Raw genomic sequence first — 23,223 nt, 5'->3', positions numbered from 1 at the left:
AGCACATCGGCATGACGTCATCGCTTCACCAACGAGCAATCGGCGCATCGCGAATCTCCGATCCGGTGGTCAGGACCGCGCCCCAAGGCTCGGGGCGCTGGCAGGACCGCTATTCGCACCACTTACGGATCAGCGACTCACTGATCGTCTGCGCGTCGGTGATGCTGGCCCAGTACGTGCGTTTCGGGGATGCACCGAACATGTCGGGTTACCCGGGCCCGGTCATGACATTGTTCTCCCTCATCTTCGCGGCGCTGTGGTTGTCGTCGCTGGCGATATTCCGCACAAGGTCAACTCAGGTTATCGGGGCCGGGATCGACGAGTACCGCCGAATCTGCAGCGCATCGTTTTGGACATTCGGCTTCATCGCCATAGTGACGCTATTGGCCAAGATCGATTTGGCCCGCGGCTATCTGGCGGTTGCGCTCCCCGTCGGTACGTTTGGCTTGCTGACGACCCGGAAAGCGTGGCGCAGGTACATCCGCGGCAAGCGCGCGGACGGGCAATGCCAGACGTCGGTGCTGGCGATCGGAGACCGGCAGGGACTCACCCGCCTCACCGACGAGTTGCACCGTAATCCGCTGGACGGCTACGTGGTCTGCGGTGCCTGCATACCGGGATATGGCCCTCCGCGTGGCGAAAGCCTGACGGTCGCAGGCAGCGAAATCCCCATTTTCGGCGACGAATCCCACGCGGCGGCCGCGATCGGCAACTGCGGCGCGGACGCCGTGGTGGTCACGCAGACCGAGCATTTCGGCGTCCGCGCGATCCGACACATGATGTGGCAGTTGGAGACCATGGACGTCGACGTCATGATGTCGCCGGGGGTGGTAGATGTCGCGGAAGCGCGATTGACGCTGCGGCCGATCGCCGGATTCCCGCTGCTGCATGTCGAGAAGCCGCAGTACGAAGGCGCTCAGCGATTCCAAAAACGCACGTTCGACTTCGGTTTCGCGCTGGCGGCTCTCATCATGACGTCGCCGCTGCTCATTGTCGCCGCCATTGCAATCAAGCTCACGAGCAAGGGACCCGTCTTCTACCATTCGGAACGCATTGGCATGAACGGCGAGCCGTTCACGATGTTCAAACTGCGGACGATGACAGTGGGAGCCGATGCGCAGATCGGCCGCCTGTTATCGCTGAACGAGGGCGCCGGCGGAGTGTTGTTCAAATTGCGCCAAGATCCACGGATCACGCCAGTCGGCAGGGTACTGCGCAGGTTCAGCATCGACGAGCTCCCGCAATTCATCAACGTGATCAAGCAGGATATGAGCGTGGTCGGACCGCGGCCTCCGCTGCGGCGCGAGGTCGATAAATACAACGGCCATGTGATGCGGCGGTTACTGGTGAAGCCCGGTGTCACCGGAATATGGCAGGTGAGCGGCCGTTCGGAACTCTCCTGGGAAGAATCGGTCCGGCTTGATTTGTCATACGTCGACAACTGGTCGATGGCGGGCGACCTCATGATCATCGCCAAAACCGTGAAAGCCGTCTTGACGAGCCGCGGAGCGTATTAGGGTGCCCTCCCAGCGGCACGACCCGTCACCGCGGACATACCCCGCGGCTGGTCGGCCGCTGGCTCTGCGGCCGCCGCGGCGCAACCACTGGGAACACAACGCCGCAATCGTCTTGGGCGCGTTCTTGGCGGCGGGGCTCGTGCTGTTCGTCGTGTCCTCGGGACGGTCCATGACCGAGCTCGGCACCCGGACATCGCCATTCACGGACCAGGACAAGCACTATCTGGCGGTCATCCATAAACCCTGTGTGCACAACGAGGTCTTGGACACCACTCATTGCAGGAGTTGGGGACAGGGGCATTGGAAGTGGCCGGACGACCGGACGTTGGTCAACGACGCGCATGAAGTCTGCGCCGTGGAGAGCGATGCTCCGATCGATGCAAGGATCCGGACCGGAGGCAGCTTCCTCGCCGCACGCCATCTGGACTTTTTCGACTTACAGGTCGGGGTGGAAGAGGTTGCGGCACGCAATGTCTACTGCCCCTCAGCCGTGGCCCATCCCGCGGACCAGGAACCCCGGATCGGCGGGGCCGCACCGACGGTCCACCACGCACGGGACGGTTCCGGCCACCTTGGCGACGTGCGGGCCAGTTGACGCGTCGCGCTATTGGTTTCCGGGCGCCGACGTCAGCTCGTCGCGCGATATGTCGAGCGTGGCGAGGGGATAACGACCGGAGCCGTCGCGCCCGCCGCGCGCCAAACTCATCGGCGGGTAGTTCACCACGTGCGACGTGTCCGGCTTGTGCTGTTGCCAATCCACGGAGGCGCACAGCGTGTAACTCCCCGGCGCCAAGCCGTCCAGCTTGAAGGCCACGGTCTCGGTCGACGACGTCGCGACCGGGTCCTTGCCGGACCCGCCGCCGGATTGCTTGCCGACCAGGCTCTTCAGCGCCACGGTGGCGGGCAACGTGCGGACCTCCGCCCCCGAGAAGTCGACTAGGCGGTAGCCGGGAACCCAGGTCTCGGTTGCGGCTGCGGAACCGTAGTTGGTCCAGGTGACGTCGAGTTTCGCCACCCCGTCGCGGACCGATTCCGATCCCGGCCGCGCCTCAACCGAATATCGATAGCCGGCGGCGACGTTGGCCTGCGCCCACAGCAGGTACAACGCCGGGTTCATCGCGGTGGTCGAATCCACGGCCGGAAAGTTGTAGCTCGAGGTCATCGAGACGTGGTACTTGATGACGTCGTGCAGGCCTTTCTCGTAGTAGGACTTCGGATCGGTCCCGCTGGGTAACTGGCACCATTCGGTGATCACCGGCGCCGCGGTCAGCCGCTCTTTCAGCGCGCTCACGAGCGGATCCTTCGACTGCACGTAGTGCGAACCCTCCACCTCGGCCCAAGCGGGCAACGGCGCCTGGACCCCTAGGCAATCCGCCCGGATGCCCACCGGCGCCGACAATTTCCGCGTAACGTCGTCCGAGAGCAAGTCACGCACGATCTGCGGATTCAACGCCGTCGTCACCAATTGTGTCTGGGGGAAGGCGTTCACGTTCGCGGCAACCAGCTGCTGAATCGAGGCGGCGGTGATGTTCTGGTCGCGAAACTGACTGTAATATCCCAGCTTCGCGACGCTGTCCTCCGGCGCCGGACCGGGTGCCCCCAACGTGTCGCGCAAATACGAGATGTGGTTCTCGCTGAAATCCCCGTAGCCGGAGAACTCGAAAACACTGAGCCGCTCATCGGCGTCGTAGCGGCGACCGAGCGCGGCGAGCAACTGCCCGAAAGCGTTGAGGTAATTGGGGTCATTCCAGTTCGGTACCACCTGCGTCACCCGCGGCGCCCACCATCGCGGCGGCCCGGGATAGTCGGTGGCCGCCGAGCGCATCCAGTCGGGAATCGCGATGTTGGTGTTGTTCGGAAAGACGGTGTTGCAGCAGGAGGCGTAGGCCACCACGCGAAGGGTGAGCCGCATATTTCGGTCGGACAGCTTCGCCAGCGCGTCATCGATCACGCTGAAGTCGAACTTGACGTCGTCGGGCGCGTCCGGCGGCAGGGTGCTCGGATCCGTGGGCTGCAACTGCCGCCACCAGACACGCAAGCTTGCGTCGTGAGCGGTGGGCCACGCGGGATACCGCCGCTGCGTGGGATTGGCCTGCGGAAACAGCGGCATCAGGAGGTCTTCGTACTGGCCGCGCAGCGGATTGGGTACCTCCTGCACGGCCAACGGTATGGCTGGGCTGTGCACCACGGTCAACGGGCCGTGGTTACCCCGATGACCGCATCCGGTCAGCACCAGCGCCACGCACACGGCAACGACCGCCGCACGTTTCGCCGAAGTTGAGACCATCACTGCGCTGAAAATAGTTCGCTCGGCACAGAACACAAGTCAGTATCGCACAGCGTGCGGTGCGCACTAATCCGAAAATGGCGGTGCGCTGACTCGATACGGGTGTGGTCAGGCTGCGGGGGTGAGGGTGACGGTGTAGCCGAGTGCTTCGAGTTGGCGGATGTGGTTGCGTTTTTTGACCTCTGGGTTTGTGTGTTTGGTGAAGTGATCGGCGCCGAGATCGGTGAAGTGGGTGTCCTGGTCGGCCAGGAGGTGCCAGACGATGACGAGGATGGAGCGGCCGACGGCGACGATGGCGCGTTTCTTGCCTCGTCGGCGGGCGATGCGCCGGTAGCGTTCGCCCAGGAAGGTGTCGGTGCGCCCGGCCACCACGGCGGCCTCGCCCAGGACCCGCGCCAGGTAGCGATTACCGTGCCCGGTCGAGCCGTTGCCCTTGGTTTTGCCTGCCGAGGAGTTGATCCCCGGTGAGAACTTCGCCCATGAACACAGGTGCCCGGCGGTGGGGAAGCGCGACATGTCGGTGCCGATTTCGGCGAGGATGATCGCGGCGGCGATGGGCCCGATGCCGGGGATTTCATCCAGGCGTGTCGCCGCCGCGGCGAAAGGGGCCAGATAGGCCTCGATTTGTTCGTCGAGGGCGGCGATGTCGGCGTCGATACCGTCGATGCGGTCCAACATCCGCGCCAGCAGGAACCCGTGATGGGCGTCGAAGTGGCCGTTGAACGCGTCCTCGAGCCGGCCGATCTTGGTCCGCATCCGAGACCGCGCCATCTGCGCGAGTACCTTGGGGTCGCGTTCGCCGGAGATCAACGCCGCCATCATCGCGCGCCCGGACACCCCGAAAATATCGGAGGCCACCACCGAGAGCTTGATGCAGGCGTCCTCGAGCAGCTTTTCGACCCGGTTCTTCTCCGCGGTGCGCACCCCGACCAGGTCGATGCGGTAGCGGGTCAGATCCCGCAACCGCCGGATCGGTGGGGGTGGCACAAAGCTGGGCCGCAGCATCTGGCGTTCGGCCACCTTGCACAACCACACCGCATCCAGCACATCGGTCTTGGGTCGGCCCGGGAGATGTTTGACATCGCGGGCGTTGACCAGCCACGGATCCAGCCCGTGGGCCTCCAGCAGGTAGAACACCGGTTTCCAGTAATCCGAGGTGGCTTCCATCACCACCCGCTCGACCCGTAACTCGACCAGTCGGTTGGCCAACTCGATCAGCGAGCCGGTCATCGTCGACTGCGTCGACACCTCCTGCAACCGTTTGCGCGCGCTGTCGGGCGCAGGAACACGCACACAGCACACCAGTTCGGCCTTGCCGATATCCAGGGCCGCGACCCTGGCGATGATCTGTTCGTCATCATGGGACTCCTGCAACACCGCCACTGACCTCCCGTCTCCACACCGATCTATATCTAAGGGTGTGGTCGCCCGTGGAATCGCAAGGCCAACAACAGAATCTAATCCTCGTGCTCGAACAAGCGGCAACAATGAAGGGCCCACAACGCGATCCCAGCACCCGGCTAGACGACGGCCTGCAAGGACCATAGAGCGACGGCGTCGCAAGGCGACCACCACACCATTTTCACCCCGGAACGGGCGACCACAAGGTCAATTTGGCTAGATGAGTAATTCCAAGGGGGGTTACTGGTGTGGCTGCTGTGAATTGCGGGTGGAGGGTGTCCAGGATTGGCGTTGCAAACCCAACCTGGCACTGGAGGCCGAAGTGGACGCCGACACCCTCGCAACCGCACTGTACGTGACGACCCACGATTATCTCGCAGACAATCCGCAACACCGGCCGTGGCGGCCGAAGGTGGGACTCAAGCCGCGACTGTCTGACGCCGAACTGGTCACGTTGATGGTGATGCAGGCATTGCTCGGCTTTACTTCCCAGGCGCGGTGGTTGCGCTATGCGAATACCCATCTGCGTGGGATGTTTCCGGATCTACCAACACAATCCGGCTACAACAAGCGTGTCAGGGCAGCGGCCGGGATGCTGCGCGCAGTGTTCGCGCATCTGGTCGAGTGCTGCTCGCCGTCAGCCGACGACGTGTGGGTCGTGGACTCCACCCTGGTGGAGTGCGGGCGCTCACGAGAGACTGCCAAACGCGCCGATCTGGCAGGCTGGGCGGAGTACGGGTACTGCGCGTCGCACTCACGGTACTTCTGGGGCCTGCGACTGCACCTGCTGTGCACTCCGGCGGGGCTGCCGGTCGCGTTCGCGCTCACCGGGGCCAAGGCCGACGAACGCGAAACGCTGCTGGGCATGCTCGATGCCGATCCTGCCCTGCTGGCCGCCCGCCCCAACCAACAGCTAATGGCGGACAAGAACTACTACGGCAAACAGTTCGAAACCGAGCTTGCCAGCAAGGGGGTCACCTTGCTGCGGCCGGCCCGCAAGGGCGAGAAACCTCCTGCCGGACAACGGTTTTTCAAAACGCTACGGCATCGAATCCATCAACAACACGCTCAAAGCCCAATTGGACCTCGAACGCCACGGCGGGCGTACGATCGCGGGAGTCGCCGCCCGCGTCCTGCAACGCGTCCTCGCCCTCACCGCCGCGATCTGGCACAACGACCACTCCAGCCAACCCGTCCTGCGATCACTGACCGCCTACGACCACTGACCCCTTGGAATCACTCATCTAGGCTGATGACTCTGCACATCGCACAGGAGACCACCGCGTATGCCCGTCGCACACTCGGCTAAACGTTGGCTCGCCCCGGCGGCAAAGGCTCTCGCACCGCGCCTGTTCTGGCGGCGAAGATATCGCATCCTGCAACGCCTGGGGCAGTTCCGTCCGGACGTACGACTCGTGGCTTCGTTGTGCGATCCGAACCGGATCTCGCTGGACATCGGGGCCGATGTCGGCGAGTTCACGATCGCGATGCTGGCATGGTCGCGCTCGGTGATCGCGTTCGAACCCCGCGCGGCGCAAGCCCGGGACCTAGCATCGATGTTCGATGCGGTCGGCGCCCCGGTCCGCGTGGAAGCGGTGGCGCTGTCGGACAAACCCGGCGTGGCGGCCATGCGAGTGGTCGAAGCCGACCCGGGCCGCAGCACGATCGACACCGACAATGCCCTGAGCGACGTGAATCGCGATGCGGTCCACAGCATCGTCGTTCCGGTGATACTTCTTGACGATCTCCACCTAGACGACGTCGGCCTGATCAAAATCGACGTGGAGGGCCACGAACTGGCCGTGCTGCGCGGAGCCACAGACACACTCGTGCGCAATCGGCCGGTCATCCTGGTGGAAGCCGAGGAACGCCATCATCCCCACGCCGTCGGCGAGATCACCGCGTTGCTGACCCGCCTCGGCTACGCGGGTTACTTCGACCCCGGTGACGGCCGACGGTCCATCGCGGAGTTCGATCCGGCCCGGCACCAGAACCCCGCGAACGTCGGCGGCCGGCAGGACGGCTGGGCGGCGCACGGTCCCTACGTCAATAACTTCGCCTTCTTCCCCGAGCGCGCCCAGTTGTCCTAGGGGCCGGCATGCTAATCGGACGAGGATGGGTGCGCCCACTGCAGAGCGGTCAAGATGAGCCGCACGGCGGCGGGGAGGTCCTCGACCACGACGCCGGCGCCGGCGCCGGCGCCGGAGGACTCTTCACCGCCGGCGCGGAGCAGGATCGTCGCAGCACCGGCCGAACGGCCCGCCGTCACGTCGGCGTCGCTGTCACCGATCATCACCGATTCGGCCAGATTCAGACCGTGCTCTCGAGCCGCCTGCAACAACATGCCGGCAGCGGGTTTGCGGCATTCGCAGCTGTCCGCCGCATGGGGACAGTGATAGGCGGCGTCAAGCCGGGCGCCCTCGTCGGCCAGGAGCTGTTCCAGACGCTTCTGGATCGCGGCGAAACGGGCCGGATCGCGTTGTTGCGAGAGCCAACGTTGGTTGGTCACCAGCACGGTACGTAGGCCGGCCGCGTTCAATGCGGCCACCGCCTTGGCCGCACCCGGCAACAGCACCAACTCTGCCGGCGATGTGACGTATTCGCCCGCCGCGGGCTTGACGTTGATCGTCCCGTCCCGGTCCAGGAAAACAGTCCGCACGTTGCACAGATCGAGCGCCGCCATGGTCAGGATGGCCTGGGAAACAGGGCCGCTTCGACCATCTCGCAGATCGTGTGGCCCAGGTGCAGGCACGCCTCTTGAACCCGGCCGGTATCGTGGCTCGGCACCCGGATGCAGATGTCGGCCAGGTCGGCCACCTTCCCGCCGCGTGCACCGGTCAGCGCCACGGTGGCCATCTCGGCTTGGCCGGAAGTCTCCAGCGCGCGGACCACATTGGGTGAGTTACCCGACGTGCTCAGTGCGACCACCACGTCTCCTCGGCGTCCGGCGGCGAGTAACTGGCGTGTGAACACCTCTTCGTAAGAGTAGTCGTTGGCGATCGCCGTCATCGCCGCCGTGGCGTCCGGAAGACTGATCGCGGCAAGACCCGGACGGTCAAAAGCGAAGCGGCCCATGAGCTCAGCGGCCAGATGGCCCGCGTCTTGGGCGGATCCACCGTTGCCGAAGAAGATCACTTTTCCACCGGAGCGCAGGCAGCTGATCATCACCCGCGCCACCTCGACCGTCTGGGCGGCACAGTCGCCCAACAGCATCTGCTGTTTGACGGCAATCGATTCGGCCAACCGCTCCCTGGCCGTCTCCACGCTCGGCGCGACCACATCCGCTGGGCTCATGCCGGCCATGTCGTCAATCCTCTGCTCTCGAAAGCGAACTCGCTTGCGGCGGCCCCGGCATGCTCGAGCGCTTCGATGAGTCGGTGCTTCTTGGCGAAGTCGCAGAACAACAGAATGTAGCCGCCACCGCCGGCTCCGGTGAGCTTGCCGCCCAGCGCGCCGTGGCGCAGGGCGAGATCGTAGAGCCCGTCGATGCGCTCGTTCGTGATGTAGGGCGACATGCGCTTCTTCTGGCTCCACGCCTCGCCCAGCAGCACACCGAACTCGTGCAGCTTGCCGGTCAGCAGTGCGGCCTTCATGGCGACCGCCAGTTCCTTCTGTGCCCGCAAGCCGGCGAGGGTGTCCGCCACGCCCGTGGTGGCGCGGCGCGTTTGGTCCTCGATCACCCGCGCCGAATCCCGCGTCATGCCCGTGAAACACAGCAACAGGCTGAGTTCGAGTTCCAAAGCGATCTCCTCGCGGATGCGCAGTGGATTGACGATCACATGGTCGGTGAACTCGATGAAGTTGAATCCGCCGAACGTTGCCGCATACAGGTCCTGCATGCCGCCCGTGATGCCCAGGTCCCCGCGTTCGATGGTGAAGGCGAGTTCGGCGGTCTCGTACTCACCGAGGGGCACCCCGTAGTGCTGGGCGAGCAAGCCCGTGAGCGCGACCATCATCGTCGAGGACGAACCCAGTCCCGAGCCAGGCGGAGCGCTCGACCGCAGGACCAGGTCATAGCCGTCCGTGCCCTCACGACCAAACCGACGCACGGCGCTCTTGATGAGATCGAGGCTGCCGTCGTTGAGGATTTCCCCGTCGAGCGTCATCTCGGTAGTGGTCTTGAAGTCCACCGACTCGATCGTGACCATGCGATCGGTGCGCGGGTCGAGGGAACCGTAGGCGTAGCGGTCGATGGTCGCCGAGAGGACACAGCCACCCTCGTCGGACGGGAAAGGCGGCACGTCGGTGCCACCCCCTGCGAACGATATCCGCAACGGCGCACGTGCGCGGAATCGTGGCCTGGTCATGGGGCTTCCTGTTAGCGCCGGATCCGCCTGGTGCGCACCAAGATCACTCCGGTGCCGACGACGGCGACAGCAAGCCATCCGGCGCCGAGCCACCACAGCCAGCTCAGGTCCGAGTGACTTCCGGCCGCCACGGCCGGGCCACCACCGGGGACGTTCGGGTGGTTCACGCTCACCGGGTCCTGGCCGGGTACGAAGACCACCGCGACGCCCTCGAGTCGCTGCCAACGCTTGTTGTCGCCGTTGAGCCATTGGAGAAGCTCGTCGAGTTTGTCCGACGCCCCGTTGGACGTCGCGATCAGCAGGGACCGGCCGCGGCTGAAAACCGTTTGCAGAGAGGCATACTGCAGTGTCGGGTCCAGCACGAGCGTGGTCGGCTTGCCACCGGACTCGACGGCGTTGACGGTGATCGGCCCGCTGGGCCCCGCGGATACCGGAAGCACGACATCGGGGTGGTTCCACCCGTCTGGGGAAATCACGATCGCGGGATCGGGCGAATCGATCGCGTGTTGCACGGTGGTGACCGTCGTCTGGATCGGTATCGAGCTCATTCGCTGCAGGTTCACCATGATCTCGATCGCGCGCTCGGTGTCGCTCAACGAGTGCGGCGCGATGCCCACCTGCACCCGCGGCATCAGCGCCTGCGGCATCGATTGCATGCCATCCGGCACCGGCGGCGCGGCGAGGCCGCTCTCCACCGTGCTGTCACCGTTGATGGTCAACTTGAGTAGTTGGTTGCCAAAACCGGCGGTGTAGAAATCCCCGCAATGCCCCACGTTTCCCGGGACATCCAGCACCACTTCAAGCGTTGTGTATCGCTGCAAGAGCCGATCCGGCACATCGACCCAGCGGTCGACGGTGCCATGGCCGTCGGTCGGCCAGTGGTCGATGGTCTCCTGACCGATCGTGACGGAAATCTGCCCGGCGACATTGGCGGGCGTCGGGGTGTAGGAGCCCTGCAAATGCACGCGCATCCCGTGGACGGCTCTGCCGAAACGGGTCTGATCCAGGCCGATCGCCACCCGCGGCTGCAGCGAAGTGTCCTCGGCGACCGCCTTCCCGAGCTCACGCAAGGTGGCGGTGTTGCCGGGCAGGTGCTGATCGGGCTTAAAGGACTGCGCGACAGCCTTGGACGAAAGGGCAAGCTGTGACAAGTCATTGAAAAGTAGAGCCGTGTCCGAATCGTCAGTTCGTCCAGACGGCTCGGTGATCAGCAGCCACGGCACACCGACAGCGCCCTGCAACGAAAGGCCGCTGTCCGAACCCTCTTTCACCACGATCTGGCGTTCCAGCGGTTGCGGAGGCGTCGGTGGCGCCGCCTGTCCCTCGGTCAACGCGGCCAGCACGATCTCCGGGTCCTGCCCGCCGTAATGCGCTGCCGCGAGGGTGGCCACTCGAATTGCCGTGTCGGATTCAGCCGTCGATGGCGACTGCGGCAGGAAGATGGTCAACTTCCGCAGCACGGGCGGCAGGAAATGCGCCACCGTGGTGGGCGGCTGTTCCACGCCGGCGTAGTTGACCGTCCCGTTGACCAGACGCAGCGGGCTTTCCGGGTAGAGGCAGAAGCCCTCCAACGGCACCAGGTACGAGCGCATCGTCACCGTGACCGAGTTGTCGTAGACTTCCGCTCCCTCCAGTGGGATGACAATGGAATCTTGATCCTTGGTGGGCAGGCCCACCCTCGCGATGGTGCGCTCGCCCTGGGTGACGGTGAGCAATCCCGACCGCAGGTTGATCGGCACTTCCACGTTCGCGTTCAGGGCGGTCGGCGTCAGCCCGTGCAGGACCGGCACGGTCAACTGCTGGCTCGTTGTCAGGCCCCAGAACGTCAACACGTCCGTGGACCCGATGTCCTTCAAAGCCATCGTCGGCGCCTCGACGACCGTGCCCGGGTCGCCGAGCGCACTCGAAGCCGGAGCGCTGATCACCAGCAGTCCCACCACACCGGCCAGTGCGAAGGCTTTGCCCGGCCATCTCCACAACGTCACCGCAACAGTATGCATTGTCGCCAGCGAATCACCACCGGCAACCGAATACTTCAAACGGCGGACCGCGGGATCGGCCCTTTCGCCGCCGCCGTGCTCGGGGCAATCGCCTGGCTTTCAACGAATTCCGGGGGCCGATGCCGGGCTCCTCGACGAATCCACGCGGGCCCCGGCGAAAGAGCCCGGCGCCCGAAAAGCACGCGTCCACCGAGGGGACGGGGAGCATGTGAGCAGGCAACCTGCCCGTGGGACGCCGCCCAGGGCAGGGGCGCGCATGCGGCGGGAGACGGTGTCTCCAGAATCAGCCATCCGTTGGCGCCGGGCCGCGGGACCGCGCCGAATCCTGCGCTTTGCGGCTACCGCGTATTCCCGGACGCGACAGCTTATCGCCGAGGTCTGCGGCCCCCCGCGAAACGCGCCGACCGAGCCGTCGGAGTGATCCACAGCAAACCAGGCCGATGTTATTGGACGTGTTAGATTGTGTCGGTGTTCCGGCTCGATATCTCCTGTGTCGCCGAGTGTTCGACGGCGGTTGATCGGGCGAGCATCGCCGAGGCGGTGGCCCCCGTCTCAACACGCCACGGCGCACACTAGGTGCCCACCGGCCATGTCTGAGCCGACGATACAGGCCGCGGTCATCCCATCGGTGCCTCTCGCCCGGATGGCTCACGCCTTCTCGATCCAATTGATCGGCCGCGCAATGGGAATGCTGGCCTCAGTGGTTTCGGTGGCGATGACGGCTCGCTACCTGGGCCCGGGGCGCTACGGCCAGCTCGCCATCGCGGTTCTTTTCATCGCGATGTGGACCAGCCTGGCCGATCTCGGCACCGCCACCGTGATCGTGCGACGCGTGGCCTCCGGCCGCGGCGACCTCGAGCGCCTGGTGCGCGTCAACAGCGCCATGGCCCTGGTGTACTGCGTTCCGCTGGCGGCGCTGGCCGCCGGGTCGGGGCTGCTCGTCTATCGCGACGCCGACGTGCGGGTGATGCTCGTGGTGCTGTCCGGCGGCCTACTGCTGCAAACCATGACGACGCGCTTCGAGCCGGTTTTTCTCGCCACCGTGCGGTTCACCGCCGTGGCCATCTCGGACCTCGTCGGCCGGCTGGGCACCCTGGCCATGGTCGCCTACCTGGTTGTCGCGCGGTCCGACGTCATCTGGTTCGCCGTCGCGCAGCTCATCCCACCCACCGTCGCTCTGCTGATTCAGGGCAGCGCGGCGATGCGGCACATTTCCGTGCGTCCGGTCTTCGCGCCGCGGGAGGCGGCCGACCTGTTACTGGAAAGCCTGCCGCTGATCGGATTCCTGGTGGTCGGATTCTTGTACTGTCGCGCCGACGGCGTGATCCTGTCGCTGTTGAGCACCCACTCCGAGGTAGGCGTCTACGGGTTGGCTTTCACGATTGCGTTCAACACCGTCGTGGTCTCCCTGGTGTTCCTCAAGTCGACGCTGTCGACGGCCACCGGGCTGTTTTCCCGTGACGTCGCCGCGTTCGCCGGCTTCTTGCGCCGCAGCGTCGAGCTGATGTGCTTCGTGGCGGCGCCCGTCGCGGTGGTCGGCGTGCTGCTGGCGGGCCCGTTGATCGGGTTCTTCGGCGACAAGGCGTTCGTCGAGCGCGGGACGCCGACGCTGGCCTTGTTGTTCGTCGCGGCGGCCCTGCGGATCGTCGGGGGCACCCTGGGGCAGGGGTTGGTCGCCGCGCATTTCCAGCACGTCTTGTTCTGGTTGACGGTTGCCACCCTCGCGCTCAACGTGTCGCTCAATCTGGCATTGGCCGGGCGTTACGGCGCCGTCGGACCCGGCGTCGCGCTGGTATGCACGGAGCTGTTCAACATGGTGGTTTCCAGTTGGTGGTTGCGCCGTCGGTGCGGCTACCGTACGCCGGTGGTGTTCTTGCTGCGGCTGCTGATTCCGACGGGAGCGAGCGTCGTCGTCACGCTGCTGCTCTGGGGCCACCACGTGGTTGTGGTGCTGACGGCTGCCGCTGTCGTCTACCTGGCCACCAGCGCGGCGGTCGGCCCCCTCTCCTGGTCGACGTTGGCCGCCGTGCGCCGAAAACAGCCGACATGATCAGGACTCGCGAGGACCTGCGCGCGTACCTGGCTGCGGACTTGACAGCATACGGCCTACCGCGTTGGCGACTGCGTCACCGGATCTTGGAGCGCCCGGCCCATTTTCAGCGCCTGCTGCGCAAATCTGAGTATTGGACCAACACTGCCCGGACGCCGGCAGGACACATCGTCGCCGCGTATCTGAGGCTGCGAACCAAGCTCTTGGGTGAGAGGCTCGGCTTCGACATCCCGCGCAACGTCTTCGGCCCGGGCCTGTCGATCGCTCACGCCGGCTTGGTGGTCGTGCACTACAAGGCCCGGGTCGGCGCGAATTGCCGGATTCACCACGGCGTGACGATCGGTGAGGGGCGCCCTGGTCACTACCCGACCGTCGGCGACGATGTTTTCATCTCGCCCATGGCCATGGTGCTGGGCGCCGACGTCGGTGACCGCGTCGCCATCCGCCCGGGTGCGGTTGTCACCAAATCGGTGCCCGACGATGTCGACGTCGCCGGCTATCCGGCCCGAATCGTCCGTGACCGCCGCCCGAACACGCCGACCACGCCGATCACGCCGACCACGGAGGATTAGCCGATTTTCTTCATTGCTGCGGCCGATGCCCCGTTGCGGCGCAATCGGCCGGCGACATGACCCGTGAAATGGACCGGGCCTATCTCAGGCGCCCGGTCGGCGGCACGGCCGCCCTGCCGACCAAGCGGTCGCTCGCGGTGCTGATCGTGCACCACGACTGTCGCGACGCGCTCGATGCGTGCCTCCGCAGCGTCGGCGAGCATCTGCCCGAGCTGCCGGTCTACGTGCACGCGGACAACGCCGGGGAAATCCGGCGCCGCGAGGAACTGGCCGCCCGCTATCCGAAGGCGCGCTGGGTGACGGGGCCGGCGGACCTCGGCTTCGCCGCGGCCGTCAACGCGCTGGTAGAGCACGCGCCGAGCGACGCCGACCTGCTGTTCCTCGACGCCGGCGCCCGCCTGCTGGGGCCGTTGGCCCGGACCCGGGAGTTGCTTCGCCAACCGCGAGTGGCCGCGGTTGCGCCCATGGCGGGTGACGACAGCGCATCCGGCCGCCGGCCGTGGGACGTCGCGACCCGGCGCCCGACTCTGGTCCGGTCGCTGACCGCGGCCGCCGAGCGCTCGAATTCGCTACGCGGCGCACCGGTTTCCGAGCTCTTCGCCCGCCAACCGCCCGAGTCGCAAAGCATCGACGGACAGCTGGGCGGCAGCTGCCTGGCGATCAGCCGCGCGGCCTGGAACGCCGCAGGCGGCTTCGACGAGGAGTTCTACGACTACGGTGCGGCGGCCGACTGGCAGGCCCGTGCCCGCGCGGCAGGTTGGCGGGTTCTGCTGGCCGACGAGCTCGGCGTCGACCGCGCTGGACCGGCCGTCGCCGCGGCCGCCGAGCGCTCCCGAGGTCGCGACTTGGCGCGCGCGAGTGCCGCGCTGCTGCTCGAACATCAGGTCGGCGTCCATCGGGCGGACGCTTACCTGGCCGGCGCCGCACTGCTGGAGCGACGGCAGCGGTCCGGGGGCGGTGCGGCGCCGACGCTCGCCGGCACCGGCCGGGGCCGCACAAACCTGCCGTCGATCGTGATCACCACCAACCGCCTGGTCTACGGGGGAGCCGAACGCCAAAAAGCTTTGTTGGCAACGGAGTTGAACCGCCGCGGCTACTCGGTCACCATCGTCTGCCTGCAGCGGTTCGGGCCGATCATCCGGGAAATCCCGGACACCGTGCGCGTGGTGCGCCGGCCCTGGTGGGCGCCGATCGTCGGCATTCCCGAGGGCCCGGCAGTGCTCATCACCGGCGACACCAACACCGAAACGGGATTCGGCACGCTGTGGCGCGGAGCCGGCACCGGCCGGCGCTGGCTGGCCGCGCCGCATGTCCCCCCAGAGGAGGACCGGCCCGTCTACTCGCGGCCGCTGACCGCCGCCATGCGTCGCGCGGATGGTTTCATCGTTCTGGCCCAACGGCATTGGGACATGCTGACCGCGCAGCATAGGCTCCGGGGACGCCGATTCGTCGCACCCAACGGCGTCGTGGCGAGCGGCGACCCCGGCCCGCGCATCCGGGCCGCCGATGCGCCGCCGCACTTGGTGATGCTCTCGCGCATCGTCGAGCACAAGAACCCGCATCTGCTGATCGAAGCGCTCGCGACGCTGGTCGACCTGCCCTGGCGGCTCTCGATTTTCGGGGACGGCCCCGATCGGGAGTGGCTAGAGGCGCGTACGCCCGCCGGGTTGCGCGAGCGGGTGCAGTGGCGCGGGTGGTCGGCCGGCCCCGGCCCCGCGCTGGCCGACGCCGATCTGCTTTGCGTTCCCAGCCGCTCGGAGGCGTTCCCGCTGGTGATCGTGGAGGCGATGGCGCGTGCGGTACCGGTCGCGGCGTCGGCGATTTGCGCGGTTCCGGAAATACTGGACTTCGGCAGGGCGGGGTTCGTTGTCGAGCCCGTGTCGATGTCAGGGTGGCGGGAGCACCTGGCCCGGATACTGGCGGATTCCGCCGCACTGCCGACGGTCGGACGACGCGGCTACGAGCGCATGCGCAAGCACTACACGGTGGAGGCCATGACCGACGCCTACCTGGCTGCGATCGAGGCAGTGCTGTGAGTTCGCCTCGGGTGCTGTGGTTTTCGCCGTGGACGCGCCCGGCGGTGCGCGTGCAGGCCGAGGCGATGCAGCGGCGAGGAGCCGACGTGCTGCTGGTGACCTCCGATCAACACCCGGAGTCCGACGCCGCACGTGACTACGAGTTGGTGCTGGATCCGCGGTTCCGCACGGCAGCGACCTGGCTCCCGACCCTGAAGGCCTGGCGCCGCATCCGCGAGTTCCGGCCCGACATCGTGCTCACCGAACTGGTCAGGGACCCACGCTGGATGGTGCTGGCGGGGCTGACTCCCCGCATTCAGATCGTGCACGACGACCGTCCGCACGACCCCGGCGAACAGCAGGCGGCCTACGAACTCGCGGTGCTGGACCGGTGGGGCGCGCGTTCGGCGGCGACGATCACCTACAGCGAGTACGTCGCCACCGCCGTCGCCACGCGCCGCGACGTTGCCGGCACACGGGTGCACGTGGTCCCGCTTGCCAGCGACCTCGACCTGGACCGGGTTCCGCCGTTCGTGGGGCCCGAAGGCCGGCACGACTTTGTCATGTTCGGCCGGCTCAACCCCTACAAGAACCTCGGCTTGGTGCTCGAGGCCTGGCGGCGACATGCCGGCGGCGGTGGCTGGTGCGGCGACAACCTGGTGCTCATCGGCGCCGGAGAGCTGGACGCCGGCGCCCTACCGGAACACACCGTGTGGCGCACCGGTAGCTACCGCTACGCCGATGTCATCCCCACACTCGCCGCCGCGAAGGGCTCGGTCACGCACTATCGGCGCGCCTCGCAAAGCGGCGTGCAGGTGCTGTCCATGCAGCTGGGCGTCATGCCGATCGTGTCCACCGCCGGCGCCCTGCCCGAATACCAGCCGCCGGGCTGCCCGCCGGTCGGTGTCGACGACGTTGCCGGTCTCGCCGCCGCGTTCGACGCCTTGGCGGATCCGTCCGTCGCGGCGGAGCGCGGGGCCGCCGCGACGCGCCACTACGCGCGCCGGTGCGCCGTCGACATGGTCGCGGAGCGTCTCCTGGAGATCGTCGCAGAGGTGCTGGCCCAGCGGTGTTGACCGGATCGACTGGCGCGATTAGCTTTTAGGCCCCGCACCCAACGACGGCGCGGCCCGCCCGCGCGCAAGGCCCCGCCAATACGTCTCCAACCACCCGGTCAGCTCGCGTGCCCGGCCCAGCACGTCGGGCGGAGCGGACCGGGACCGAGCCGCCGCGATGGCCGCCGGTAGCTCCTCCATTTCGGTGACCACGGTCGCCAGGCCGGCGGCCTCCAGTTTCTCGGCGAACGGCAGCTGGTGCTCGTCGACGTGCTCCCCGCGCGACGAGCGACGGGGGACGATCACCGGGCACCTCCCCAACTCGATGCACAGCAGGGCCGATCCCGCGCCGGCGTGGGTGACGACCACAGCGGCGCGCCGGATCTGCTCGCAGACGTCCCCGTAGGAAAGGAAGCGCTCGAACCGGGCGTGGCGCGGCTCGTATGTGCAGTTTCCGAGCTGCAACGAGAAATCGTCGCCGACCGCACCGGCCCAGGCCAACTCGTCGATCGCGCGTGCCAGCCGGTCGAAGGGATGCACCTCCATGCCCATCATCACGAAGATCACACGATCCGCCCGTGGTACTCCGTGCCGGGAATTTGGTCGGCCAATTCGGGCCATTGCACCAGGAAACGGGAGGCGAAGGGCTTCACCATCCGCGCGGTGAGCGACAACTCGGTGATGCGGGTGATGGACTCGACGAAAACGGTGGGAATCCGCAACGGCCAAGCCAGCCAGAGGAAAGGGGCCGCCACGCCCGAACCGGTGGTCAGGATCATCGCGGGCCGACGCCGGATCAGGAGTCGCAATGCCAGCACCAGGTTGCGCAGCAAATTGGGGACATTGCGGACGGTGGGGTGCGCCGCCCAGTAAACCTCCTCCTCTTCACGCAGCAGGTATCGGGCGTCGGCGGTCCCGAAGCTCACCCAGTACCGATCCTTGTCCTGCCAGAAGTCCCGCAGGCAGAACATCTCGTAGATATGCCCGCCCGATGACGAGATAAGGAGAAGGCGGCCAGGGCTTCCGTGCGCGGCGATGCAGCCGTCCGCAAAGGCAAATCTGGCTTTACCGAACTTGAAGCGGACGATCGACCTCTCCCCTCCGACGCATTGAACAAGGGCAGGCTCATGGTAGTGAAACGTGGCATCGCCTCACAGCGTTATCGGAATTGCCCGCGCGCACGGCGAGAAATATTGCAGCGCAGCGCACCGTGCCTGGGAAAAGCCGCCCACTGTCTTCGCGGCATACGCGCCATCTGCGGAGACTGCCGACGGCAAAGAGACCGCCGAAAAGACGGAATCATTAGCCCCGCGCTGAGAAGTATGCAATCCTTCTTGCTGCTCCGGCTCGACACGGTAGCTGTACACATCGCCGATCCGGGACTCGAAAGAAGACTGAGAGGCGCAGACAATGATTCGGACGACCGTCGTCGGCCTGGGCAAGATGGGTCTGTCGCACCTCGCGATCCTCGGTACGCATCCGGACCTCGACGTGGTGGGTGCCTGCGATTCGGCCGGATACGTGCGCGACGTCCTGGGCAAATACACCGGTCTTTCGTGCTACGACGACGTAGACCGGATGCTGGCGGAGACCCGGCCCGATGCGGTGGTCATCGCCGTCCCGTCGCGGCTGCACGCGCCGCTGGTCGAGAAGGCCCTCATGAGCGGGGCGCATGTCTTCTGCGAGAAGCCGTTCGTCCTCGACGTGCGCGATGGCGAACACCTGGTTGCCCTGGCGGAAAGCCGTCAGCTCGTCACTCAGGTCGGCTACCACTACCGCTTCGTCGGCGCGTTCCGGGAAGCGGCACGGATCGTCGCATCGGGTGCCCTCGGGCGCGTCGACCACGTGCGCGCGGAGGCATACGGCCCCGTCGTGCTGCGCCAGAAGGGCAGCACGTGGCGCGGGGTGAAGTCCGAAGGCGGCGGCGCCCTCTACGACTACGCGTGTCATGCCATCGACCTGATGAACTTCATCGCCGGCGTGCCGCATGCGGTCGACGGAGTCGTCCGCCACAGTATTTACTCGCGCGACGTCGACGACGAGGTCTACTGCACGACGCGCTATCCCAACGGCGCAAGCGGCCAGCTGTGCGTGAACTGGAGCGACGAGAGCTATCGCAAAATGTCGGTCAAGGTGTCGGTGTGGGGGACAAACGGCCGCATCACCGCCGACCGCCAGGAGTGCCGGATCTATCTGCGGGAACCGCATCCCGGACTCCCCGAGCTCGGGACGGGCTGGACCTCCCGGTACACGACGGACCTCACCGAGGAGGTCTGGTTTTACCTGCGCGGCGAGGAGTACTCGGCGCAGATCGACTACTTCGCCGAGAGCGTGAAGACCAATCGGGTCAACGGCGAGAACACATTTCGCTCGGCGCTCGACGTCGATCGCGTGGTCGACATGATCGCGGGCACCGCGCTCAGCGCGCGCCCCGCGGCGCCATCGCCGCCGGCGGAGGGCGGGTCCGTGCGCGTCTCGTTGCGCCGCGAGATCGTCGCGCGCTTCGCGAGACGCGCCACCGCGGCGCATTGACCATGGACCGGGTGCTTTTCGGGGACAACCAGTTCTTCGGCGTCAACCACATGTCCGAGGAGAAGGCGCGCGAACAGGCGATGCGCTTCCAGCGCCTCCCCGCCATTCTCGCGACGCTCGACGACGCCTACCGGGAAGGCATCCGCACGTTCGTCTGCACGACCCACGATCGCGTCGGCGAAATCTGCGATCACTTCCGCGCCAACAGCGCCGAATATCCCGATTACGTCTTCTACCCGTGCATGCCCTACGCGCACAAATACGCCAACGCCGTGACCGAGTTCGGGATGGTCGAGGCGCTGCGGCGGTTCCTTCCGGACACCGGCGCCGTCCGGTCGATGTTCAAGGGTGGTGTGGCGCTGGCCACCAAGGACGTCGAGTCGATGATGCAGCTCCTCGTCGACGCCGAGATGAAGATGTACGCCGGGCTTTCGACGCCGGTCATCTTCATCCAGAACATCGTCACCGACTTGCTCCTCGGCCTCGGAATGGACGAGATCTTCCCGCTCTTCTGCGACCACGTGAAGCTCAGGTACAACGCCGAGCCGGGCTTCATCACGATGAACCTCCCGCGCCTTCTCGACGTGCTCGAGGGACAAGGCATAGACAACCCCATCGTCTGCGCCAACATCAACAAGATCGGCTTCCGGATGTGCGGGGGCACGGAGCTTTACGAGAAGACGATCCGCGAAAAGCGCTGCCGGGTGATCGCGATGTCCGTCTTCGCCTCGGGCGCAATCCCGCCCCGCGAGGCCATCGATTACGTCTGCCGGCAACCGCAGATCCAGTCGATCGTATTCGGGGCTTCCAGCCGTGCCCACATCGCGCAGACGAAGTCGCTGATCGACGAACTGTGGCAAGTGCCAACGTGATTCGTTGGTAGATCAGGGCGTTCGGGCCGCCGCCAGGCGCTCGGCGAGTCGGACGCCCAGCGCTATCCCGAGCAGCGTGGGGTTGGCTTGGCTCGAGGTCGGAAGGACCGACGTGCTGGCGATGTAGAGCCTGCGCACGCCGTGGACCTGCAGGTGCGGATCCACCACCCCGCCCTCGGCCGTCTCGGACATCCGGGTCGTTCCGGCCTGGTGGAAGCCGGCATTCCCCGCCATGAACGCGCGCACCGAGCCCTCGGCGTCGTCGGTCAGCCACTCCACGTGTCCGGCGCCGTGCTGGCGGAGGTGCTCGTCGATCAGGGTGATGGCCTTGCGCACGCTTTGGTAGTCCGCGTCGCGGAAGTGCAGGTGGGTGCGGATCCTGCGCATGCCGAGCGCGTCGCGTTCGTCGGTCAGTTCGACCCGGCTCTCCCGGTGGGGAAGATGCTCGCCGTGGTAGTGCAGCAGATAGCTGTTGTCGGCGGTCTTCACGAAGAAGCCCGGCGCCTTGCGGCCCTTGCGGAGGAACCGCGCGTAGCAGAAGGTGACCGCGAACCGGACCGAGGGGATCAGGTCTCGCACAATGTTGCGCAGGTGCGCGAGGACCCGGGGCGAAGCGTCCGTCTTGGTGTGCGCCTCGCGAATCGCCTCCGCGAGCAGGAAACGCCCAAGCGGCGAGATCAGGGTGAGGTAGACGCCCGACAAGATGCCGCTGCCGTGCGCCGGGTCGCTGATCGGCGGGTTCACCAACCAGACGGCGGCATTCGGCATGCCCAGTTCGCGCTGCAGGCACGGACTGAACGTGAAACGCCGGCGAACGTACACGCCCTCGCCGTCTCGCTCATGTTCGTAGATGATCTTGTCGGTGCTGAAATGCACGCGCGCGACCCGGCCCTCGACGTGGGCCATGTACCAGCGCCCCAGGTGTCCGCCGGCGTTTCCCAGCCCCGCGGGATGGTGGCGGTTGGATGCCAGCAGCAGGCGGGTCGCCTCCACACCCCCGGTCGCGACGACGTAGTCGGTCGCCATGACTCGCCCCTCGCGGCCATCGAGCCTCTTGACGACGAGGTGGTCGACGGAGTCGCCGCCTTCTGCCGTCACGATCTCGGTGCAGGTGAGGCCGGACCACAGAGTGAGCCGGGGTGCGTCCCGCAACGCGGCGCGGTACTCGCGCCCGAAGCGCGTCGGCAAAGCCCAGCGTTCGAGGTCGGTCGTGCGCACCACGCCGTCGGGGAGCCCGTCGATCATGTCGTTATGCGCGAGTTCCGGAATCTCGCGCGCGTTGAAGACCGCCCGACCGCACGCCGCCCAATCGCAGGCCCTCTGCAGGTAGGGCTCGACATCGTCGTGCCCGAGCGGCCACGGCGCCGCCGCGGTGATCGGCCGGTTTTCGAAGTCGATGGGGTCGAACTTGACGCAGCGCCCGCCCCAGAGCGCCGAGGCGCCCCCGACCTGCCGACGGACGGTCAGCCCGCTGCGCGCATGGAAGTAGTCGTCTTGGCGCGAATCGAACATCGCCAGTTCCTGGGCCGCCCGGTCCGCGCGCCGCAGACCGCTTTCGATCAGCGCCACCCGCACGCCCGATTTCGCGAGTTCCAGCGCAATCACGATGCCGATCGGACCCGCGCCGACGATCGCGACGTCGGTTTCGATCGTCGTGCCCGCGGCGAACTGGTCCGGACCACGGATCATGGGGCGGCACCCTTGCGGAACTTCTCGACGAGGGCGAGAAATCGCGTCAAGGTCTCCGCCTCCGGCGGCGCCGCGACGGCGCCCGCCGCTTCGGCGACCCGGCGCGGATCGGTGGTGCTGTAAAGCGTCGCGCGGCAACCCGTTGCCGTCGCGGCGGATCCAACGATCAGCCTCGGGAGCACGCCGGGGGTCAGCGGATCGACTTGGAGGACTTCGCGCCATCGGCCGGCCAACCGCGCATCCGCCCGCAACGCCGCTGAGAGCGTCGCCAACGGCCCGCTCAGCACGCCGAACGCGATGTCCGCGGGACGCGGCGAGGGATCGAGCAGATCGCTGCGAAGTTGACTCACCCCCTCGGGGGCGAAAGCCTGCGCGAAATCCACCTCGAGCCCCTCGTCCTGGGAGACACCCCAAGCGCGGATCTTGCCCTGCCGACGCGCGCGCTCGAAGAACTCGCGGAGTTCTCCGGCCGCCACCGTGTCCCCGGGCCGGGGAGCATGCACGAACAGAATGTCGATGTAGTCGACGCCGAGCGCGGCGAGGCTCCGGTCGAGGCTGCGGGCCGCGACGGCGGCGTCGTACCGTCGCGCGCTGCCGGCGGGTTGGTGCTGACGCTTGACCGCGCGCCGCAGCGCGGGGGCTCGTTTCAGCACCGCCCGCGCCGGGGCCTGAAACCGGGCGAGGCGGCCTGCCGCTCCGCCGACGTCGATGCCGAACTTGGTGGCGACCGTGACCGCGTCGCGCCCCACCGCGCGCAAGAACACGCCCAGCTCGGCCTCCGCCATTCCCAGGCCGTACATCCGCGCGGTGTCGAAGTGGGTGATGCCGTTGTCCACGGCGCTGCCGAGCACGGCCATGCGTTCCTTGCGGGACGGCGACCGCATCAAGCCGCCGCAGCCGAAGCCGACCACACTCACCGTCAGCCG

At 66.7% G+C, this 23,223-nt stretch carries 19 protein-coding genes and 1 pseudogene; 10 read left to right on the top strand and 10 right to left on the bottom strand.

What is annotated here, in order from left to right:
* Positions 1-11: 11 nt before the first annotated feature.
* Together ACJ512_RS02035 and ACJ512_RS02030 are read left to right on the top strand one after the other, a co-directional pair.
* The gene (locus ACJ512_RS02035; protein ID WP_407688407.1) at positions 12-1,517 is read left to right on the top strand and encodes a sugar transferase; all 1,506 of its coding nucleotides are present in this window, start codon (positions 12-14) and stop codon (positions 1,515-1,517) included.
* A gap of 169 nt (positions 1,518-1,686) precedes the next feature.
* Positions 1,687-2,112, top strand: a complete 426-nt coding sequence (locus tag ACJ512_RS02030; RefSeq protein WP_407688406.1) for a hypothetical protein — start codon at positions 1,687-1,689, stop codon at positions 2,110-2,112.
* Positions 2,113-2,121: 9 nt separating this feature from the next.
* Here the strand turns inward: ACJ512_RS02030 and ACJ512_RS02025 are convergent, their stop codons facing one another.
* Positions 2,122-3,804, bottom strand: a complete 1,683-nt coding sequence (locus ACJ512_RS02025) for a hypothetical protein (RefSeq protein ID WP_407688422.1) — start codon at positions 3,802-3,804, stop codon at positions 2,122-2,124.
* A gap of 108 nt (positions 3,805-3,912) precedes the next feature.
* Entirely contained in the window at positions 3,913-5,181 is a 1,269-nt protein-coding gene (locus tag ACJ512_RS02020; RefSeq protein ID WP_461480087.1) for an IS110 family RNA-guided transposase, read from the bottom strand.
* A 334-nt stretch (positions 5,182-5,515) separates the two neighbouring features.
* On the opposite strand from ACJ512_RS02020, the pseudogene ACJ512_RS02015 reads away from it, so the two are divergent.
* A pseudogene (locus ACJ512_RS02015) lies at positions 5,516-6,431 on the top strand (IS982 family transposase).
* Between the two features lie 60 nt (positions 6,432-6,491).
* On the top strand, positions 6,492-7,295 hold the full coding sequence (locus ACJ512_RS02010) for an FkbM family methyltransferase (protein WP_407687307.1): 804 nt from the start codon (positions 6,492-6,494) through the stop codon (positions 7,293-7,295).
* An 11-nt stretch (positions 7,296-7,306) separates the two neighbouring features.
* Here the strand turns inward: ACJ512_RS02010 and ACJ512_RS02005 are convergent, their stop codons facing one another.
* From ACJ512_RS02005 to ACJ512_RS01990, 4 genes are read right to left on the bottom strand one after another with little or no spacing between them, the layout of a single operon-like run.
* On the bottom strand, positions 7,307-7,888 hold the full coding sequence (locus ACJ512_RS02005; RefSeq protein WP_407687308.1) for a D-glycero-alpha-D-manno-heptose-1,7-bisphosphate 7-phosphatase: 582 nt from the start codon (positions 7,886-7,888) through the stop codon (positions 7,307-7,309).
* A 2-nt stretch (positions 7,889-7,890) separates the two neighbouring features.
* A complete protein-coding gene (locus ACJ512_RS02000) occupies positions 7,891-8,508 on the bottom strand; it encodes a D-sedoheptulose-7-phosphate isomerase (RefSeq protein ID WP_407687309.1) in 618 nt (205 codons plus the stop codon).
* Positions 8,496-9,512: a GHMP family kinase ATP-binding protein gene (locus tag ACJ512_RS01995; protein WP_407687310.1), complete on the bottom strand. Its 1,017-nt coding sequence runs from the start codon at positions 9,510-9,512 to the stop codon at positions 8,496-8,498. Before ACJ512_RS01995 ends, ACJ512_RS02000 begins: the two co-directional genes overlap by 13 nt.
* A gap of 11 nt (positions 9,513-9,523) precedes the next feature.
* Positions 9,524-11,512, bottom strand: coding sequence for a hypothetical protein (locus tag ACJ512_RS01990; protein WP_407687333.1), 1,989 nt, complete (start codon positions 11,510-11,512; stop codon positions 9,524-9,526).
* A 589-nt stretch (positions 11,513-12,101) separates the two neighbouring features.
* On the opposite strand from ACJ512_RS01990, the gene ACJ512_RS01985 reads away from it, so the two are divergent.
* The 4 genes from ACJ512_RS01985 to ACJ512_RS01970 are packed head-to-tail and all read left to right on the top strand — an operon-like array spanning position 12,102 to position 17,225.
* Positions 12,102-13,562 carry an oligosaccharide flippase family protein gene (locus ACJ512_RS01985; RefSeq protein WP_407687311.1) on the top strand — a complete coding sequence of 487 codons (1,461 nt, stop codon included), beginning with the start codon at positions 12,102-12,104 and terminating at the stop codon, positions 13,560-13,562.
* Entirely contained in the window at positions 13,559-14,134 is a 576-nt protein-coding gene (locus ACJ512_RS01980) for a serine O-acetyltransferase (RefSeq protein WP_461479946.1), read from the top strand. Before ACJ512_RS01985 ends, ACJ512_RS01980 begins: the two co-directional genes overlap by 4 nt.
* Before the next feature lie 56 nt (positions 14,135-14,190).
* Positions 14,191-16,170, top strand: a complete 1,980-nt coding sequence (locus tag ACJ512_RS01975; RefSeq protein WP_407687313.1) for a glycosyltransferase — start codon at positions 14,191-14,193, stop codon at positions 16,168-16,170.
* An 11-nt stretch (positions 16,171-16,181) separates the two neighbouring features.
* Positions 16,182-17,225, top strand: a complete 1,044-nt coding sequence (locus ACJ512_RS01970; RefSeq protein WP_407687334.1) for a glycosyltransferase — start codon at positions 16,182-16,184, stop codon at positions 17,223-17,225.
* A gap of 18 nt (positions 17,226-17,243) precedes the next feature.
* Here the strand turns inward: ACJ512_RS01970 and ACJ512_RS01965 are convergent, their stop codons facing one another.
* On the bottom strand, positions 17,244-17,771 hold the full coding sequence (locus tag ACJ512_RS01965) for a glycosyltransferase (RefSeq protein ID WP_407687314.1): 528 nt from the start codon (positions 17,769-17,771) through the stop codon (positions 17,244-17,246).
* On the bottom strand, positions 17,768-18,175 hold the full coding sequence (locus tag ACJ512_RS01960; RefSeq protein WP_407687315.1) for a UDP-N-acetylglucosamine--LPS N-acetylglucosamine transferase: 408 nt from the start codon (positions 18,173-18,175) through the stop codon (positions 17,768-17,770). Before ACJ512_RS01960 ends, ACJ512_RS01965 begins: the two co-directional genes overlap by 4 nt.
* 439 nt (positions 18,176-18,614) lie before the next feature.
* On the opposite strand from ACJ512_RS01960, the gene ACJ512_RS01955 reads away from it, so the two are divergent.
* Entirely contained in the window at positions 18,615-19,736 is a 1,122-nt protein-coding gene (locus tag ACJ512_RS01955; RefSeq protein WP_407687316.1) for a Gfo/Idh/MocA family protein, read from the top strand.
* Complete coding sequence (locus tag ACJ512_RS01950; protein WP_407687317.1) at positions 19,733-20,608, top strand: hypothetical protein; 876 nt, start codon at positions 19,733-19,735, stop codon at positions 20,606-20,608. The genes ACJ512_RS01955 and ACJ512_RS01950 overlap by 4 nt, the downstream gene beginning before the upstream one ends.
* A gap of 12 nt (positions 20,609-20,620) precedes the next feature.
* Here ACJ512_RS01950 and ACJ512_RS01945 read toward each other — a convergent pair whose 3' ends face one another.
* Positions 20,621-22,297 (bottom strand): FAD-dependent oxidoreductase, encoded by a 1,677-nt coding sequence (locus ACJ512_RS01945; RefSeq protein WP_407687318.1) that lies wholly within the window; start codon positions 22,295-22,297, stop codon positions 20,621-20,623.
* Positions 22,294-23,220, bottom strand: a complete 927-nt coding sequence (locus ACJ512_RS01940; RefSeq protein ID WP_407687335.1) for an aldo/keto reductase — start codon at positions 23,218-23,220, stop codon at positions 22,294-22,296. Before ACJ512_RS01940 ends, ACJ512_RS01945 begins: the two co-directional genes overlap by 4 nt.
* Positions 23,221-23,223: the final 3 nt, after the last annotated feature.

Origin of the sequence: Mycobacterium cajalii (assembly GCF_045809005.2) — a bacterium.
GTDB lineage: Bacteria > Actinomycetota > Actinomycetes > Mycobacteriales > Mycobacteriaceae > Mycobacterium.
This window is presented reverse-complemented; position numbering and strand designations above follow the sequence as displayed.

Excerpts from the sequence above, each read along its gene's own strand:
- ACJ512_RS01995 (WP_407687310.1), bottom strand. The coding sequence starts at position 9,512 with ATGACCAGGCCACGATTCCGCGCACGTGCGCCGTTGCGGATATCGTTC.
- ACJ512_RS01980 (WP_461479946.1), top strand. The coding sequence starts at position 13,559 with ATGATCAGGACTCGCGAGGACCTGCGCGCGTACCTGGCTGCGGACTTG.
- ACJ512_RS01960 (WP_407687315.1), bottom strand. The coding sequence starts at position 18,175 with ATGTTCTGCCTGCGGGACTTCTGGCAGGACAAGGATCGGTACTGGGTG.
- ACJ512_RS01945 (WP_407687318.1), bottom strand. The coding sequence starts at position 22,297 with ATGATCCGTGGTCCGGACCAGTTCGCCGCGGGCACGACGATCGAAACC.
- ACJ512_RS02035 (WP_407688407.1), top strand. The coding sequence starts at position 12 with ATGACGTCATCGCTTCACCAACGAGCAATCGGCGCATCGCGAATCTCC.
- ACJ512_RS02005 (WP_407687308.1), bottom strand. The coding sequence starts at position 7,888 with ATGGCGGCGCTCGATCTGTGCAACGTGCGGACTGTTTTCCTGGACCGG.
- ACJ512_RS01955 (WP_407687316.1), top strand. The coding sequence starts at position 18,615 with ATGATTCGGACGACCGTCGTCGGCCTGGGCAAGATGGGTCTGTCGCAC.
- ACJ512_RS02000 (WP_407687309.1), bottom strand. The coding sequence starts at position 8,508 with ATGGCCGGCATGAGCCCAGCGGATGTGGTCGCGCCGAGCGTGGAGACG.
- ACJ512_RS01985 (WP_407687311.1), top strand. The coding sequence starts at position 12,102 with ATGTCTGAGCCGACGATACAGGCCGCGGTCATCCCATCGGTGCCTCTC.
- ACJ512_RS01990 (WP_407687333.1), bottom strand. The coding sequence starts at position 11,512 with ATGCATACTGTTGCGGTGACGTTGTGGAGATGGCCGGGCAAAGCCTTC.
- ACJ512_RS02030 (WP_407688406.1), top strand. The coding sequence starts at position 1,687 with ATGACCGAGCTCGGCACCCGGACATCGCCATTCACGGACCAGGACAAG.
- ACJ512_RS02025 (WP_407688422.1), bottom strand. The coding sequence starts at position 3,804 with ATGGTCTCAACTTCGGCGAAACGTGCGGCGGTCGTTGCCGTGTGCGTG.
- ACJ512_RS02010 (WP_407687307.1), top strand. The coding sequence starts at position 6,492 with ATGCCCGTCGCACACTCGGCTAAACGTTGGCTCGCCCCGGCGGCAAAG.
- ACJ512_RS01975 (WP_407687313.1), top strand. The coding sequence starts at position 14,191 with ATGACCCGTGAAATGGACCGGGCCTATCTCAGGCGCCCGGTCGGCGGC.